At 66.6% G+C, this 14,170-nt stretch carries 17 protein-coding genes; 13 read left to right on the top strand and 4 right to left on the bottom strand.

Going from position 1 to position 14,170, the window contains the following annotated elements:
* Nucleotides 1-86 precede the first annotated feature (86 nt).
* Nucleotides 87-965 carry a ferritin gene (locus ACLFKU_RS04005; RefSeq protein ID WP_013088232.1) on the top strand — a complete coding sequence of 293 codons (879 nt, stop codon included), beginning with the start codon at nt 87-89 and terminating at the stop codon, nt 963-965.
* 152 nt (nt 966-1,117) lie between these two features.
* Nucleotides 1,118-1,600 (top strand): D-glycero-beta-D-manno-heptose 1-phosphate adenylyltransferase, encoded by a 483-nt coding sequence (gene rfaE2 / locus ACLFKU_RS04000; RefSeq protein ID WP_152851779.1) that lies wholly within the window; start codon nt 1,118-1,120, stop codon nt 1,598-1,600.
* Between the two features lie 68 nt (nt 1,601-1,668).
* On the opposite strand, the gene ACLFKU_RS03995 is transcribed toward rfaE2, so the two are convergent.
* The 3 genes from ACLFKU_RS03995 to ACLFKU_RS03985 all read right to left on the bottom strand — a co-directional run bounded on the left by ACLFKU_RS03995 (nt 1,669) and on the right by ACLFKU_RS03985 (nt 3,761).
* Nucleotides 1,669-1,908 carry a hypothetical protein gene (locus ACLFKU_RS03995; RefSeq protein WP_368583336.1) on the bottom strand — a complete coding sequence of 80 codons (240 nt, stop codon included), beginning with the start codon at nt 1,906-1,908 and terminating at the stop codon, nt 1,669-1,671.
* 78 nt (nt 1,909-1,986) lie between these two features.
* Nucleotides 1,987-2,826, bottom strand: a complete 840-nt coding sequence (locus tag ACLFKU_RS03990) for a type III pantothenate kinase (RefSeq protein WP_410848224.1) — start codon at nt 2,824-2,826, stop codon at nt 1,987-1,989.
* The gene (locus ACLFKU_RS03985) at nt 2,823-3,761 is read right to left on the bottom strand and encodes a biotin--[acetyl-CoA-carboxylase] ligase (RefSeq protein WP_410848223.1); all 939 of its coding nucleotides are present in this window, start codon (nt 3,759-3,761) and stop codon (nt 2,823-2,825) included. Before ACLFKU_RS03985 ends, ACLFKU_RS03990 begins: the two co-directional genes overlap by 4 nt.
* Before the next feature lie 147 nt (nt 3,762-3,908).
* Between ACLFKU_RS03985 and ACLFKU_RS03980 the strand changes: the two genes are divergently transcribed.
* The 10 genes from ACLFKU_RS03980 (at nt 3,909) to ACLFKU_RS03935 (ending at nt 12,687) form a co-directional block, all read left to right on the top strand.
* Complete coding sequence (locus tag ACLFKU_RS03980) at nt 3,909-5,042, top strand: MlaE family ABC transporter permease (RefSeq protein WP_368583339.1); 1,134 nt, start codon at nt 3,909-3,911, stop codon at nt 5,040-5,042.
* Entirely contained in the window at nt 5,039-5,917 is an 879-nt protein-coding gene (locus tag ACLFKU_RS03975) for an ABC transporter ATP-binding protein (RefSeq protein ID WP_368583340.1), read from the top strand. The genes ACLFKU_RS03980 and ACLFKU_RS03975 overlap by 4 nt, the downstream gene beginning before the upstream one ends.
* A 46-nt stretch (nt 5,918-5,963) precedes the next feature.
* The gene (locus tag ACLFKU_RS03970) at nt 5,964-6,941 is read left to right on the top strand and encodes an MlaD family protein (protein ID WP_368583341.1); all 978 of its coding nucleotides are present in this window, start codon (nt 5,964-5,966) and stop codon (nt 6,939-6,941) included.
* A gap of 30 nt (nt 6,942-6,971) precedes the next feature.
* Complete coding sequence (locus tag ACLFKU_RS03965; RefSeq protein WP_368583342.1) at nt 6,972-7,598, top strand: ABC-type transport auxiliary lipoprotein family protein; 627 nt, start codon at nt 6,972-6,974, stop codon at nt 7,596-7,598.
* Nucleotides 7,599-7,629: 31 nt separating this feature from the next.
* Nucleotides 7,630-8,787, top strand: a complete 1,158-nt coding sequence (locus tag ACLFKU_RS03960) for a VanZ family protein (protein WP_410848222.1) — start codon at nt 7,630-7,632, stop codon at nt 8,785-8,787.
* Nucleotides 8,788-8,923: 136 nt separating this feature from the next.
* Entirely contained in the window at nt 8,924-9,247 is a 324-nt protein-coding gene (locus ACLFKU_RS03955; protein ID WP_013088242.1) for a (2Fe-2S) ferredoxin domain-containing protein, read from the top strand.
* Nucleotides 9,248-9,279: 32 nt separating this feature from the next.
* Nucleotides 9,280-9,924, top strand: coding sequence for an alpha/beta hydrolase (locus ACLFKU_RS03950; protein ID WP_410848221.1), 645 nt, complete (start codon nt 9,280-9,282; stop codon nt 9,922-9,924).
* A gap of 319 nt (nt 9,925-10,243) precedes the next feature.
* Nucleotides 10,244-11,473, top strand: coding sequence for a D-alanyl-D-alanine carboxypeptidase family protein (locus ACLFKU_RS03945; RefSeq protein WP_368583345.1), 1,230 nt, complete (start codon nt 10,244-10,246; stop codon nt 11,471-11,473).
* Between the two features lie 13 nt (nt 11,474-11,486).
* Entirely contained in the window at nt 11,487-12,446 is a 960-nt protein-coding gene (locus ACLFKU_RS03940) for a D-amino acid aminotransferase (RefSeq protein WP_410848220.1), read from the top strand.
* Nucleotides 12,418-12,687, top strand: a complete 270-nt coding sequence (locus ACLFKU_RS03935) for a DUF493 family protein (protein ID WP_013088246.1) — start codon at nt 12,418-12,420, stop codon at nt 12,685-12,687. The genes ACLFKU_RS03940 and ACLFKU_RS03935 overlap by 29 nt, the downstream gene beginning before the upstream one ends.
* A gap of 20 nt (nt 12,688-12,707) precedes the next feature.
* On the opposite strand, the gene ACLFKU_RS03930 is transcribed toward ACLFKU_RS03935, so the two are convergent.
* Nucleotides 12,708-13,691, bottom strand: coding sequence for a transcriptional regulator GcvA (locus ACLFKU_RS03930; protein ID WP_410848268.1), 984 nt, complete (start codon nt 13,689-13,691; stop codon nt 12,708-12,710).
* A 98-nt stretch (nt 13,692-13,789) separates the two neighbouring features.
* Between ACLFKU_RS03930 and ACLFKU_RS03925 the strand changes: the two genes are divergently transcribed.
* The gene (locus tag ACLFKU_RS03925) at nt 13,790-14,116 is read left to right on the top strand and encodes a DUF2917 domain-containing protein (RefSeq protein WP_013088248.1); all 327 of its coding nucleotides are present in this window, start codon (nt 13,790-13,792) and stop codon (nt 14,114-14,116) included.
* Nucleotides 14,117-14,170: the final 54 nt, after the last annotated feature.

Genomic DNA, 14,170 nt, shown 5'->3' with positions numbered 1-14,170 from the left:
AACGGCATGTCCGTTCGTCGCAGGTAAAAACGGCTACACGTAGCAGCAACAGACACACACAGTATGTGCAGAACAGGGGTGGGACTATGAACACCATGCTTTATCCGGAACTTTATAAATCGCTCGAATCCGTTCGATGGGACATGGAGAAGGACATTCCCTGGGACAAATTCGATGCATCGCTGTTGACCGACGAGCAGGCCGCGACGATCAAGATGAACGCGATCACCGAATGGTCGGCGTTACCCGCCACGGAAATGTTTCTGCGTGACAATCATCACGACAGCGATTTCTCCGCATTCATGAGCGTGTGGTTCTTCGAGGAGCAGAAACACTCGCTGGTGCTGATGGAATACCTGCGCCGCTTCAAGCCGGAACTGGTCCCGACCGAAGAGGAACTGCACGCGGTGCGCTTCGAGTTCGATCCCGCGCCCCCGCTCGAAACGCTGATGCTGCACTTTTGCGGCGAAATCCGCCTGAATCACTGGTATCGCCGCGCTGCCGAATGGCACACCGAACCGGTCATCAAGCACATCTACGAAACCATCTCGCGCGACGAAGCGCGCCACGGCGGCGCGTATCTGCGCTACATGAAGAAGGCCATGGCGCAAACCGGCGACATCGCGCGTGCCGCGTTCGCGAAGATCGGCGTACTGATGGCGTCGGCGCGTCGCACCGAAAAGCCGCTGCACCCCACCAACCTGCACGTGAACCAGGCGCTGTTCCCGCGCGACACGATCCAGTCGCGTCTGCCGGATCCGGAATGGCTCGAGCGCTGGCTCGACGAGCAGATCCGTTTCGATGACGGTTGGGAAAAGAAGGTTGTCGAGCGCATTCTGCACAACCTGTCGCTGCTGTTCGAACGCACGTTCACCACCGCGCAGGAACTGAACCGTTATCGCAAGGAAGTGGTCGCGCGTCTGCAAGCGGCCGAACAAAGCCCGGCGCAGCAGCAACCGGCGTAACGGCTCGGGCGGTTTCAGCACCGTTCAAATGGCGGTCCGGCAAGCGTGAGCTTGCCGGACCGTTTTCCTTTGAGCCGCCCAGCGTGTATCGTGGCGGCACCCGGCATTGCTCTTCCCGCAACTCCGTAACTCCCCAACTCTGTGACCGTGCGATGACCGCCATCTTTGAACGCAAGATTCTGACGCGCGATGCCCTGGTGAAGCTGCGTCCTTCGCTGCGCGCGCCCGTCGTATTTACGAACGGCGTGTTCGACATCCTGCATCGCGGTCACGTGACCTATCTGGCCGACGCGAAGGCGTTGGGCGCGTGTCTGATCGTCGGTGTGAATAGCGACGCATCGGTGCGGATGCTCGGCAAAGGCGACGACCGGCCGATCAACAACGAGGCCGACCGCATGGCCTTGCTCGCGGCGCTGGAAAGTGTCGACTACGTGGTGGGCTTTGGCGAGAAAACGCCGGTCGAGCTGATTTCCGCGCTGCGCCCGGACGTGCTGGTGAAAGGTGGCGACTACGACATGGACGCGCTGCCCGAATCGGCGCTAGTGCGCGGTTGGGGCGGCAAGGCGCTCGCGATTGCGTTCGAGCACGATCGCTCGACCACTGCGCTGTTGAAGAAGGTGCGCACACAGGGTTGATGCCGCGCATTGCCCCGCGAACGCACGGCGCAATGCCGAACCTCTAACCGACCGCGTCGCTCACCTGATTACTGCGGCAACTCCGATGTTGAAATCGGCGCCTGCGGCGCCGGTCCGCCGACCACTGCCTGGTCGGCCGCATCGGCGGCGCTGACCGGGCGCACCTTCAGCCAGTTCGGATGAATCTGGCGGTTCAGATGACCCGGCTCGCGTCCGCTGGCGGTGGGTATCGGGCCGAAGGCGCCACGCAGCGCGACGAAAGCCAACACGTTGACAAAAATCAGAATGGCGATCGGCCAGCGAAGCATTGTGGTTATTTCCAATCCAGAAAGAAGTGGAGCGCCGGGTCCGAGAGCGAAACATGGCCGCACCCGTCCGGCAGGCAATCAGCCGTCTTCGCGCGCCGTATCCTCGGCGGCGATCAGCGCGAGCCCCGACAGTACCAGCGAATCGTGGCGAGTATGCGGCACCTTCAGCGCGCTCGCCACTTCGTCGGCGGCGCCGCCGCTGACCACGAGACGCACCGGCAACTGCCACTCATCCTGCAGATCCCGCCACATCCGCTCGATCAATCCGGCCTGCGCCAGTGTGCAGCCCGACGACAGCGAGCGCGGCGTATCCGTCGCGAAGAACGGACCGCGTCGGGCCGCGTCGGCCGTATCGGCGCCATCGAGAAGACCACGCGCGTGCGCGGCGTCGAGCGTCGGCAGTTGCGCGGTGTGCTCACCAAGCGAGCGCATCATCAGCGACCAGCCGGGCGCAATCAATCCGCCGATAAACGCGCCGTCCGCGCGCAACGCCTCGAGCGTCGTCGCGGTGCCGAAGGTCGCGAGCAGCAGATGTTCGCCGGGAAAGGCCGCGTGCGCGCCGATCATGCCGCACCAGCGGTCGCTACCGAGCGAGTGCGGTGTCGAATAGCAATTGGTCACGCCGCATTGCTGAGCGCTGGCGCGGACCGTCGTGAGCGGCAGTTGCGGCCAGCGCGCTTCGACGAGCGCGGCGAGGTGCGCCGCGATCTGCGCGCCCGCGACGTTGGAGAGCCACGCGCCGCATGGCGCCGGCAAGTCAGCCCAACCAGTTTGCGAAGCAGGCTGCGCGCGTGGTCCGGCAACGTCGTGATGCGCGAGCGCACCGCTCGCCAACTGCGTCCCGTCCGGCTGCACCAGCGCCCACTTGATCCGGCTATTGCCCGAGTCGATCAGCAGATAAGGCGCGCGCCGCGTCATGCCACACCGTCGGCGAGGCGCAGCGACACGTCGCCGGTTGCGATGCTCTGGCGCCCTTCGGCCGTATCGAGCAGCAACTGGCCGCGTTCGTCGACGCCCGCCGCCACCCCACGCGCGAGTTCTTGACCATGCTCGAGCAGCACCACCTCGCGGCCCGCGTATGCATGCACGCCGTTCCAGCGAGTCTGGAACGGTGCGAAGCCTTCGGCGCCGAAGCGCTGCAGCATCGGTTCGAGCGCGTTCAGTTCGGCGGCCAGCGTATCGGTCAGATTCGCGTTCGGCAGCGCGCGCTGCAACGCGGTCGGCACGGTGCCGCGCGCCTGCGGCGGTACCTCGGCGTTCAGCGCGCCGACCTTCGCCGCGAGTTCGTCGGCGCCCTTCACGTTGGTGCCGATGCCGATCACGACCGCGCTCGCGTCGTCGGTGCTCCACGCGGTTTCGATCAGGATGCCGGCGAGCTTGTCGCCTTCGAGCAGCACGTCGTTCGGCCACTTCAGCGCGATCTGTCCGGGACCCGCGACCGGCAGCGAACGCAGCCCGTCGACGAGCGCGACGCCCACCGCGAGGCTCAAGCCCGCGAGCCCTTCGAGCGGGCGCGGCAACACGCACGCGACCGAAAACAGCAGCGCGTTGCCTGGCTCCGCGTACCACGGCCGGCCACGACGGCCGCGCCCGGCGGTCTGCAGATACGCGACGCGCACGATCGGCCGCGGCAGCGCGTTCGCGTGTCGCGGTAGTGCTTTCATGTGGGCCATCAGATCGGCGTTGGTCGAACCGGTTTCTTCGACGATTTCGATCGGCCAGTCATGCGCATGCGCGCCGAACAGTTTGACCGCGCGCGCGCGATCGATGCGCCAGTCGGCCGAAGCCGACGACGAGGCCGCGGCCGCACTTGTCGCAGCGGGCGGAGAGGCGGGAGTCTTGGAGGCATTCATGCCTCGTATTGTAGCCACAGCAAACCCTCCCGGGACTCGAATGCGGACCGCCGAGGAAGCGACGCGGACCGATGCACATCCTGGCGGACCGGCGGCCGAGCCTTCGCTACAATGGCCGCTAATCCGATAACCAGATTCACGCGATCCTTGAACTACGACACTCCGCCCGGCCTTGAAGTCGCGGCCGGCAGCCAAGGCAAGATCGTCCGTCTCTCGGGCCAGTGGACGGCGCTCGCGCTCGCGCGCGATCGCGACACCGGGCACGTGATTCCGCAACTGCGTTCGCTGACCGGTGCACAGGGCATCGGCGGGTGGGACCTGTCGCGCGTCGACAGCATGGACCACGTCGGCGGCCAGGCGCTGTGGCGCGTATGGGGCCGCAAATTGCCGCCGGGCACCGCGCTCACGGACACGCAGCGGGACATCTTCGAGCGCATCGCGCTGCTCGACACGGTGCGCGAGAGCGCCGAACCGGTAACGCGCTTCGATCCCTTCACGCGTCTCGGCCTTGGCATCTTCTCGTTCGTTGAGCACATGCAGGGCGGCGTCGCGATGCTCGGGCGTTTCGTGCTCGATCTGCTGGCGATCCTGCGCAAGCCGAAACTCACGCCGTGGACCGAAATCTCCGCGAACATCTACAACGCCGGCGCCCGCGCGCTGCCGATCACCGCGCTCGTCGCGTTCCTGATCGGCATCGTGTTGAGCTATCTGTCGGCACAGCAATTGCGCATCTTTGGCGCGAACCAGTTCATCGTCAATATTCTCGGCCTCGCGGTGATTCGCGAACTCGGTCCGGTGCTGTCGGCGATTCTGGTGGCGGGCCGCTCGGGCTCGGCGATCACCGCGCAGATCGGCGTGATGCGCGTGACCGAGGAACTCGACGCGATGCGCGTGATGGGCATCCCGCACGGCTTGCGGCTGATCCTGCCGCGCGTGATCGCACTGGCCGTCGCGATGCCGCTGCTCGTGATGTGGACCAACGTGATCTCGTTGACGGGCGGTGCGCTCGCCGCGAAGCTCGTGCTCGGCATCGACATGAGCTTCTTCGCGCGGCAACTGCCCGTCGTCGTGCCGATCGCTAACCTGTGGATCGGGCTTGGCAAGGGCGCGGTGTTCGGCATGCTGATCGCGATCGCCGGCTGTCATTTCGGCTTCCGTATCAAGGCCAATTCGCAGAGTCTCGGCGAAGGCACGACGACCTCGGTGGTCACATCGATCACCATCGTGATTCTCGCGGACGCGGTGTTCGCAATCCTCTTTCAGAACGTGGGGCTCGGATGATCGCGCCACTAACCGAAGCCGTACGCGGCCAACCCGTACCGTCGATCGCCGAGCCGGTGATCGAGGTGATCGACATCACCAAGCGCTACGGCCGCAACATCGTGCATCAGCATCTGAGCCTCGACGTGCGGCGCGGCGAGATCGTGTCGATCGTCGGCGGCTCGGGCTCCGGCAAGACCACGCTGGTGCGGCAGATTCTCGGCCTGGAGCGGCCGTCGCGGGGCACGATCAAGCTGTTCGGCGAAGATCTCGCCACGATCTCGCCCGAGACCGCGCTGCTGATGCGCAGCCGCTCCGGCATGCTGTTCCAGCGCGGCGCGCTGTTCTCGTCGCTGTCCGTGTTCGACAACGTCGCGCAACCGGTGCGCGAGCTCGGCAAGGTGCCCGAAGACCTGCTGCGCGACATCGTGATGCTGAAGCTCGAAATGGTCGGGCTGCCGTGCAAGCACGCGTCGAAGATGCCGTCGGCGCTGTCGGGCGGCATGATCAAGCGGGTTGGCATCGCGCGCGCGATCGCGCTGGAACCCGAACTGCTGTTCCTCGACGAACCGACCGCCGGCCTCGACCCGCAGGCATCCGACGAATTCGTCGAGCTGATCTCGGGGCTGCATCGCGCGCTCGGTCTGACGGTCGTAATGATCACGCACGATCTCGACACGATGGTCGCGCTGTCGACGCGCGTGGCCGTGCTCGCCGATCGGAAAGTGCTCGTCAATGCGCCGGTCGAGGAGGCCGCGGGCGTTGACCATCCGTTCATCCGCGAATATTTCCTCGGCCTGCGCGGGCGCCGCGCGCTGCAGGCGCTGCCGCCCGAGCGTCGCGCGAAGCTGCCGCGGGCGGCGCTCGAGCCGGCGTCGTCCGAGTTGTCGCTGTGAGGCCGGCCGCCGCGAAGCGGGCCGCTATGAACCAGGAAAACTGACAATGGAAAACAAAGCACATGCGTTCTGGGCCGGACTCTTCACGGTCGTGCTGACGGCGGCGATCGCGCTGGCCGCGTATCTGTTCAATGTCGACCGCACCGTCCGGGTGCCGTACGACCTGATCGCGCGCACCAATGTGACCGGCCTCTTTGCGGACGCGGCGGTGCGCTTTCGCGGGCTCGACGTCGGCCGCGTACAGTCGATCAAGTTCGATCCGACCCATCCGGGCCAGATTCTGATCCGCATCATGGTCGACGAGCACGCGCCGATCACGCATTCGACGTTCGGCAGCCTCGGCTTGCAGGGCGTGACCGGCATCGCGTTCATCCAGCTCGACGATACCGGGCGCGACCTGACGCCGCTGCACTCGTCGGCGCACCAGGTCGCGCAATTGCCGATGCGCCCCGGTCTGCTCGATCAGTTGCAGCAACGCGGCGACGTGCTGCTGCGCAAGCTCGAAAAAGTCACCGACAACGTGAACGACATGCTGTCGCCCGAAATGGTCGAGCAGCTGCATGAGACGGCGGCGAGCATCGCGCAGGCGGCTTCGGGCGTCGCGACGCTGACTCGGGAAATGGCGCCGGTCGCCAGCAAGCTGCCCGGCACGATCGACCAGCTGAACCACACGCTCGCGTCGACCAACCAGATGATCACCGGCCTGAACCGTCCGGACGGGCCCCTCGAGCGCAATCTGAACAAGGTCGGCACGGCCGCGCAGCAGGCCGGCGATGCGCTCGCGCAGATGAACACGACGATTCAGGACCTGTCCGCGCGGGTCGGCTTCGAGACGCTGCCGCGCGTCAATTCGCTGACCGAGGACGTGCGCTCGGCCGCGCAATCGATCGATCGCGCGGCCGACACCTTCAATACCAATCCGCGCAGCGTGCTGTTCGGCGCGCCGCGTGCGGCGCCGGGTCCGGGCGAGGCCGGCTTCGCGTGGCCCGCCGCCGCCGCGCCCGCAGCCCCCGCAGCCCATTAAATTCGCAGGCTAGAACAAAGGAAGATGCCCATGTCACGCTCGATTCACCGACTGTTGTCCTCGCGCGCCGCGCTCGCGGCGCTGCTCGCGTTCGGCGTGCTGGCGGCGGGCTGCGCGGGCACGTCCGCGGTCGTGTCGGACGTCCGCTACGACTTCGGACCGCCGCCGCAGAGCGCCGCCGCGAGCCGGCTGCCGGCCGTCAAGGTGCTGGAGGTCAGCGCGCCGTCCGTGCTCGAATCGGACCGGCTGACGTACCGGCTGAGCTACGCCGATGCGCAGCAGACGGCCGCCTACGCCAACAGCCACTGGACGATGATGCCGTCGCAACTGCTGACGCAGCGCCTGCGCAACGTGCTGAGCGAGCGGGGCACCGTGTTGACGGGCGCGGACGGCGTGAGCGCGCCGGTGCTGCGCGTCGATCTGACCGAGTTCGAGCAGGTGTTCGCCAGCCCGACCGACAGCCACGGCGCGATCACCGCGCGCGCCACGCTGATGCAGGGCGGCAAGGTGGTCGGCCAGCACACCTTCGTCGCGCGCGCGCCCGCGCATTCGGCGGATGCGGCCGGCGGCGCGCGGGCGCTCGCCGCGGCCAGCGACGACCTCGTCGCGCAGATCGCCACGTGGCTCGGCTCGCAGGCGCTGGTCGCCGCGCAATGACGGGCGGGCAGCGCACGCAAAGGAGCGCCGCATGAGCGAACGCCCCTGGCTGCGCCGCCCGTCGACGCTGGCCCGTCGGGCGCTGCTGCTGTACGCGGCGCTGATCGTGTACGGATCGTGGTATCCGTTCTCGGGGTGGCGCTCGCTCGGCATCGCGCCGTTCGCCTATCTGTTAGATCCAATGCCGCAGTACCTGACGGCATTCGACGTCGTCACCAACGTGCTCGGCTATATGCCGTTCGGCGCGCTGGTGGTGCTTGCGGTGTATCCGCGCTGGCGCGGCACGCTGGCCGTCGCGCTGGCGTTCGTGTTGGGCGGACTGCTGTCGGGCACGATGGAAGCCGTGCAGACCTATCTGCCGACCCGCGTCGCCTCAAATCTCGACCTTGCCGCCAACACGCTCGGCGCGCTCGTCGGTGCGTCGATGATGTCGCCGTTGACCGGCGCGCTGCTCGATCGCGGCCTGCTCAGGCGTCTGCGCCTGCTGTGGTTCGAGCGCGGCCATGCGACGCTCGCGTGCTTCGTCGCCGCGTGGCCGTTCGCGACGATGTTTCCGGCGCCACGTCTGTTCGGTCTCGGCAACTGGCCGCGCGCGCTGTGGCTGAGCGTCGATCCGGCCACCCAGGACGCGCTGCTCGCGTGGACGCCGTCTGCATGGCACGTCGGCGCATGGCCGGCGGCGGCCGCCGCGTGGCTGGACGACGACACGTGGGAAGCGCTGATCACGACGCTGAACCTGTTCGCGGCGCTCGCGCTTGCGTCGCTGCCGGTGCGCCGTCATGCGCCGCGCGTGCGCCTGCTGCTCGTGTTCATCGTCACGACCTTGTGCGTGAAGGCCGGCGCGACGTTCCTGCAATCGCAATCGGGCCTCGCGTTCGACTGGGCGACGCCCGGCGCGTTGCTCGGACTCGGGTGCGGCACCGTCGCGGCGCTCGTCGCACTGCCGCTGCGGCGGCGCGTGCGCGCGACGCTCGCGGGCGTCGCACTCGTCATCGCACTCGTGTTCGTCAATCTGCTGCCGGTGAATCCGTATTTCGACGCCGTGCTCGCCGACTGGCGGCAGGGGCGCTACCTGCATTTCAACGGGCTCGCGCGCTGGCTCGCGTGGATGTGGCCCTATGCGGCGCTGGTGTGGCTCGCATTCGCGGTCGAGCGGGCATGGCTGAAGCGGCGCGCGAAGCCGGCCTGACGTGCTTGCGGGCCGGCCGCGAGGCTCCGGCGCCTGCACAGCGCGGTCGCTATAATCGTCCGCACGACGGGCGCTGCGGCATACCGGATGCCGACGGCGCCACTGCACTTCCTTTCAGGCTCGCCTCCAGAACATCATGGATTCCTTCTACAAGCACCACGTTTTCTTCTGTCTGAATCAACGCGACCCCGGCGCCGAGCGTCCGAGCTGCGCGAACTGCAACGCGCAGGCGATGCAGGAGTACGCGAAAAAGCGCGTGAAGCAACTCGGTCTCGCCGGTCCCGGCCAGGTGCGCATCAACAAGGCCGGCTGCCTCGATCGCTGCGAACTGGGCCCGGCGCTCGTCGTGTATCCCGAGGCGGTCTGGTACACCTACGTCGACGAGAGCGACATCGACGAGATCGTCGAATCGCATCTCGTGAACGGCAAGATCGTCGAGCGTCTGAAGATCGATCAATAACGCAAACCACGAAACGGTCCACAGGCATCCCGATGAACGTCAACACGAAGAAGTATCTGATCGACGGCCCGGTCGGCAAGATCGAGGTCGCGCTGGACCTGCCCGACGACGTGCGCGATAAAAGCGCCGCGCCGCGCGGCGTTGCGCTCGTCGCGCATCCGCATCCGCTGTTTGGCGGCACGATGGACAACAAGGTCGCGCAGACGCTCGCGCGCACGCTCGTGCAACTGAACTACGTCACCTACCGGTCGAATTTTCGCGGCGTCGGCCAGACCCAGGGCGAGCACGACGCGGGCGTCGGTGAGCGTGACGATCTGCGCGCGGTGCTAGAGCACATGCGCGCCGATCCGGACTATGGCGATCTGCCGCTCGTGCTCGCGGGCTTTTCGTTCGGCACCGTGGTGCTGTCGCACGTCGCGGCGAAGCTGCGCGACGAAGGCAAGGAAATCGAGCGCATCGTGTTCGTCGGTACCGCGGCGAGCCGCTGGGACGTCGCGCCGGTGCCCGAAGGCACGCTCGTGATTCACGGCGAAGTCGACGAGACCGTTCCGATCCAATCCGTGTTCGACTGGGCGCGGCCGCAGGAACTGCCGGTCGTCGTGATTCCGGGCGCCGAGCACTTTCTGCATCGTAAGCTTCACATCCTGAAGCGCATCATCGTCGACGCCTGGCGCTGAAAACGCGCGACGCGCGTTTTGCGGGGGACAGGTACGCGCAAACGTGTGCAAATCGACGACACATGCGCGAAGTTGACCAAGCAGCGCGCGTATAATGAGCGCTCTTTTTTTGGGCACAGCGCCGCCCAGCCGGCAGAATCGCGCGCCGCGGAGTCATTTCGCGGGAGGGCGCGGCCGGGTGCTCAGCGCTGTGCTCGCGAACCGATTGCGTCGCCATCAGTCCAACGGGCGCCCGCCGTTTTACGGCCAGATGCCCCGCCGACCGGCTCCCCCAACTCCGCGCTGTCGCGCAACGTATTTTTCCGCACCAATCGACCCTATGCGTTTCTCCTCCTCTGGCCGCACGTCCTTCCCGTCTCTCGCTTCTTTCGTTCCCACTTCGCTCAATCGCGCCATCGCCGCCGGTCTCGTGCTGCCGGCCACGCTGGTTGCAAGCACCGCGTTCGCGCAGGTGCCGCCGCCGGGCGTCAACGCGCGCTCGTGGGTGCTCGTCGATGCGACCAGCAACCAGGTGCTCGCGTCCGCCAATGCCGACGAACGCGTCGAACCGGCATCGCTGACCAAGCTGATGACCGCGTATCTCGTGTTCGAAGCGCTCGCCACGAAGAAGATCACGATGGATCAGAGCATCGAGCCGAGCGAAGCCGTGCGGCGCGTGCGCAACGACGAGTCGCGCATGTTCATCGAGGCGCTCAAGCCGGTGACCGTGCACGACCTCGTGTACGGCATGATCGTGCAGTCGGGCAACGACGCGGCGATCGCGCTCGCCGAACTGGTGGGCGGCAGCGAGGCGCAGTTCGTCGACATGATGAACAAGGAAGCGCAGAAGCTCGGCATGAAGAACACGCATTTCGCCGACGTGAACGGCATGCCCGACCCGCAGCACTACACGACCGCGGGCGATCTCGCGATCCTGTCGGCGCGCCTGATCCGCGACTATCCGGACTACTACAACATCTTCTCGGTCAAGGAATTCACGTACAACAAGATCAAGCAGCCGAACCGCAATCGTCTGCTGTGGATCGATCCGAGCGTCGACGGTCTGAAGACCGGTCACACGCAAGCGGCCGGCTACTGCCTGATCGCGAGCGCGAAGCGTCCGCTGCCCGGCACGACCGACGCGTCGCGCCGTCTCGTCTCGGTGATGATGGGCGAGACCAAGGAGCACGACCGCGTGCAGGACAGCCTGAAGATGCTGAACTACGGCTACACCGCCTACGACACGACGCGTCTGTACAAGGCGAACCAGGTCGTGGCCACGCCGCGCGTCTACAAGGGCTCGCAGGACAGCGTGCAGGTCGGCGTGAAGAGCGACCAGTACATCACGCTGCCGAAGGGCGCCGGCGACAAGGCCAAGCCGCAGATCGAACTGAACGATCCGCTGATCGCGCCGATCGCGAACGGCCAGCAGATCGGCACGGCCAAGCTCGTCGCCGACGGCAAGGTGCTCGCGCAATTCCCGGTGGTCGCGCTGCAGCCGGTGCCGCAAGCCGGCGTGGTCGGCCGCGTGTGGGATTCGCTGATGCTGATGTTCAACAAGAAGAAGTAAGGGCTACGTCGCAATGACCGCTGTCTCCGATGTTTCGCCGGACCCGATCGTCTATCTGAACGGCGAACTGGTGCCGTTGTCCGAAGCGCGCGTCCCGGTGCTCGACCGCGGCTTCATTTTCGGCGACGGCATTTACGAAGTGGCGCCGTTGTACGCGCACGCGAGCGGTCGCCGCACCGCGTTTCGTCTGAAGCCGCATCTGGCGCGTCTGGCGCGCTCGGTCGGCAAGATCGGCATCGCCAATCCGCTCGACGACGCCGGTTGGCGCGAGCTGATCGAACGCGTGGTCGAGGCCAACGAAACGGACGGCGGCCTGCGTGCCGATCAGGACGCGATCGCGTACATTCAGGTGACGCGCGGCGTCGCGAAGCGCGGTCACGCGTTTCCGGCCGGCGTGAAGCCGACCGTGTTCGTGATGGTCACCGCGCTGAATCTGCCCGGCGCCGCGCAGCGCGCGAGCGGTGTTGCGTGCGTGAGCGCGGAGGATCGTCGCTGGCTCAATTGCGACATCAAGTCGGTGTCGCTGCTCGGCAACGTGCTGATGGCGCAATACGCGGCCGAAAACGACGCCTTCGAGACGCTGCAGTTCCGCGATGGTTTGCTGACCGAAGGGTCGTCGTCGAACGTGTGGGTCGTGAAGGATGGCGTGCTGGCCGGGCCGCCGCGCAGCAACAAGATTCTCGAAGGGATCCGCTATGGGCTCATCGAGGAGCTGACGGCCGAATGCGGCATCCGCTTCGAGGCGCGCGACATCACCGAGGCCGAAGTGCGCGCGGCCGATGAAATCATCGTCAGCTCGGCGACCAAGGAGGTGCTGCCGGTCACTCGGCTCGACGGCGCGCCGGTCGGCGCGGGCAAGCCGGGCGCGGTGTTTGCGGCGCTGTATGCGGCGTATCAGCGAGCCAAGGCGGCCGAAGCCGCCGCGGCGCAAGAAGGAGTAGAGAATGAATCCCGAGAACGACTCACTGTTTGAATTCCCCTGCGATTTCCCGATCAAGATCATGGGCAAATCGCACCCCGAGTTTGCCGCGACGATCGTCGAAGTGGTGCGCGAGTTCGATAGCGAGGTCGATGCGTCGCGCGTCGAGACGCGGCCGTCGAGCAGCGGCACTTACACGGGGCTGACCGTCCACGTGCGCGCGACGAGCCGCGCGCATCTCGACGACATCTATCGCGCGCTGACCGGCCATCCGATGGTCAAGGTCGTGCTGTAACACCGCGCGCGTTTTTCACCTCACGGCGTGACGCGCAACGCGTCCGCCGTCGCCCCCTGCGCCGCGAGGCGTGCGCTCGCCTCGGGCCCCGCCGCGCAGGCGAGATCGAACAACTGCCTGAAGCGCGCCACCTCGTCGAACACCCAGTCGCGAAACGCCTTGACTCGCGCAGTCTCCAGCGTCTGCGGCAGGCAGACCAGATAGTATTGCCACGGGCTGGGCCCATCCACATCGAAGAGCCGCACGAGCCGGCCCGCTGCGATTTCGTGCATCGCGAGCGAGCGGCGCGTCAGTGCGACCCCCTGGCCGTCGACGGCCGCCTGCAGCAGATTCGACGAATCCTGATACAACACGCCACGCTTCGGCTCCGGCCAGTCGGTGAGGCCGGCGGCGTCGAACCATGGGCGCCATAGCTCGTCGTCGGAGCGCAGCAGCGGGACTTTGGCGAGATCGGCCGGAGTTTGAGGCAGCTTGCCGCCGTTGAAGTTGGGCGAGCAGGCCGGAAAGAAAATCTCGTCGAGCAGCAGCTCCGCGTGCAGTCCGGGATATTTGCCGAAGCCGAAACGGATCGCGACGTCGACGTCGTCGCGCGCGAAGTCCGTCAGCGCATTGGTGGTCAGCAACTCGAGATCCCACTGCGGATTCGCCTCGATAAAGCTGCCGATGCGCGGCGTCACCCAGCGCGCCGCGAACGACGACAGCATCGATATCACGAGGCGCCGCTCGCGGTCGCCGGCGCGGATCGCGCGGGTCGCGTCGGCGAGCTCCATCAGCGCGGCGCGCACCTGGGTGGCGTAGCGGCGGCCGGTTTCGGTGAGGCGCACGCGCTTGCCGTCACGCGCGAACAGCGACACGCCGAGCTCGGCCTCGAGCGCACGGATCTGGTGGCTGACCGCGCCGTGCGTGACGAAGAGCTCGTCGGCGGCGCGCGAAAAGCTCTCGTGGCGGGCGGCGGCTTCGAACGCCTTGATCGCGTTCAGGGCGGGGAGTTGACGCAGGTCCATCGGAATATTTCTCACATAGACGTGAAAATTGATCGTTTTGCCCAAGTCCTTGCTGCACCTAGGATTCTAGTCAGGAAACCATTTTTGGCGAGGGCCTCATGCGAGAAATTTCCTCTAGCATTGCATATGAAATCCGCACTGGCGACACGCTGCCGCTGAAGGTCGCGCGCAGCACGAAGCTGACCGTGCGCGGCGGCGCGGTGTGGGTCACGCGCAGCGACGACACCAAAGACTACTGGCTGCAGCCCGGCCAGACACTGCATCTGCGGCGCGGCGAGCGGCTCTGGCTCAGCGCCGAGGGCGCCACGTTCGCGAAGGTCACGTTCTCGGTGCCGACCCGCTGCGACAAGCGCGCGCTGAACTGGTTCGCGCGCATCGGCGAGCGCTGGATGATGCGCGTACGCGGCGGCTGGCGCACCGTTTGAGCGTGGATGCGGCGGCTGCGCCGTGACTTGCGATGGGGCTGGCGGCACGCCGGC

This window comes from Paraburkholderia sp. EG304 (assembly GCF_046543485.1).
Classification (GTDB): domain Bacteria; phylum Pseudomonadota; class Gammaproteobacteria; order Burkholderiales; family Burkholderiaceae; genus Paraburkholderia; species Paraburkholderia youngii.
The sequence above is the reverse complement of the archived record's forward strand: the minus strand, read 5'-3'. Positions and strand labels throughout refer to the sequence as shown.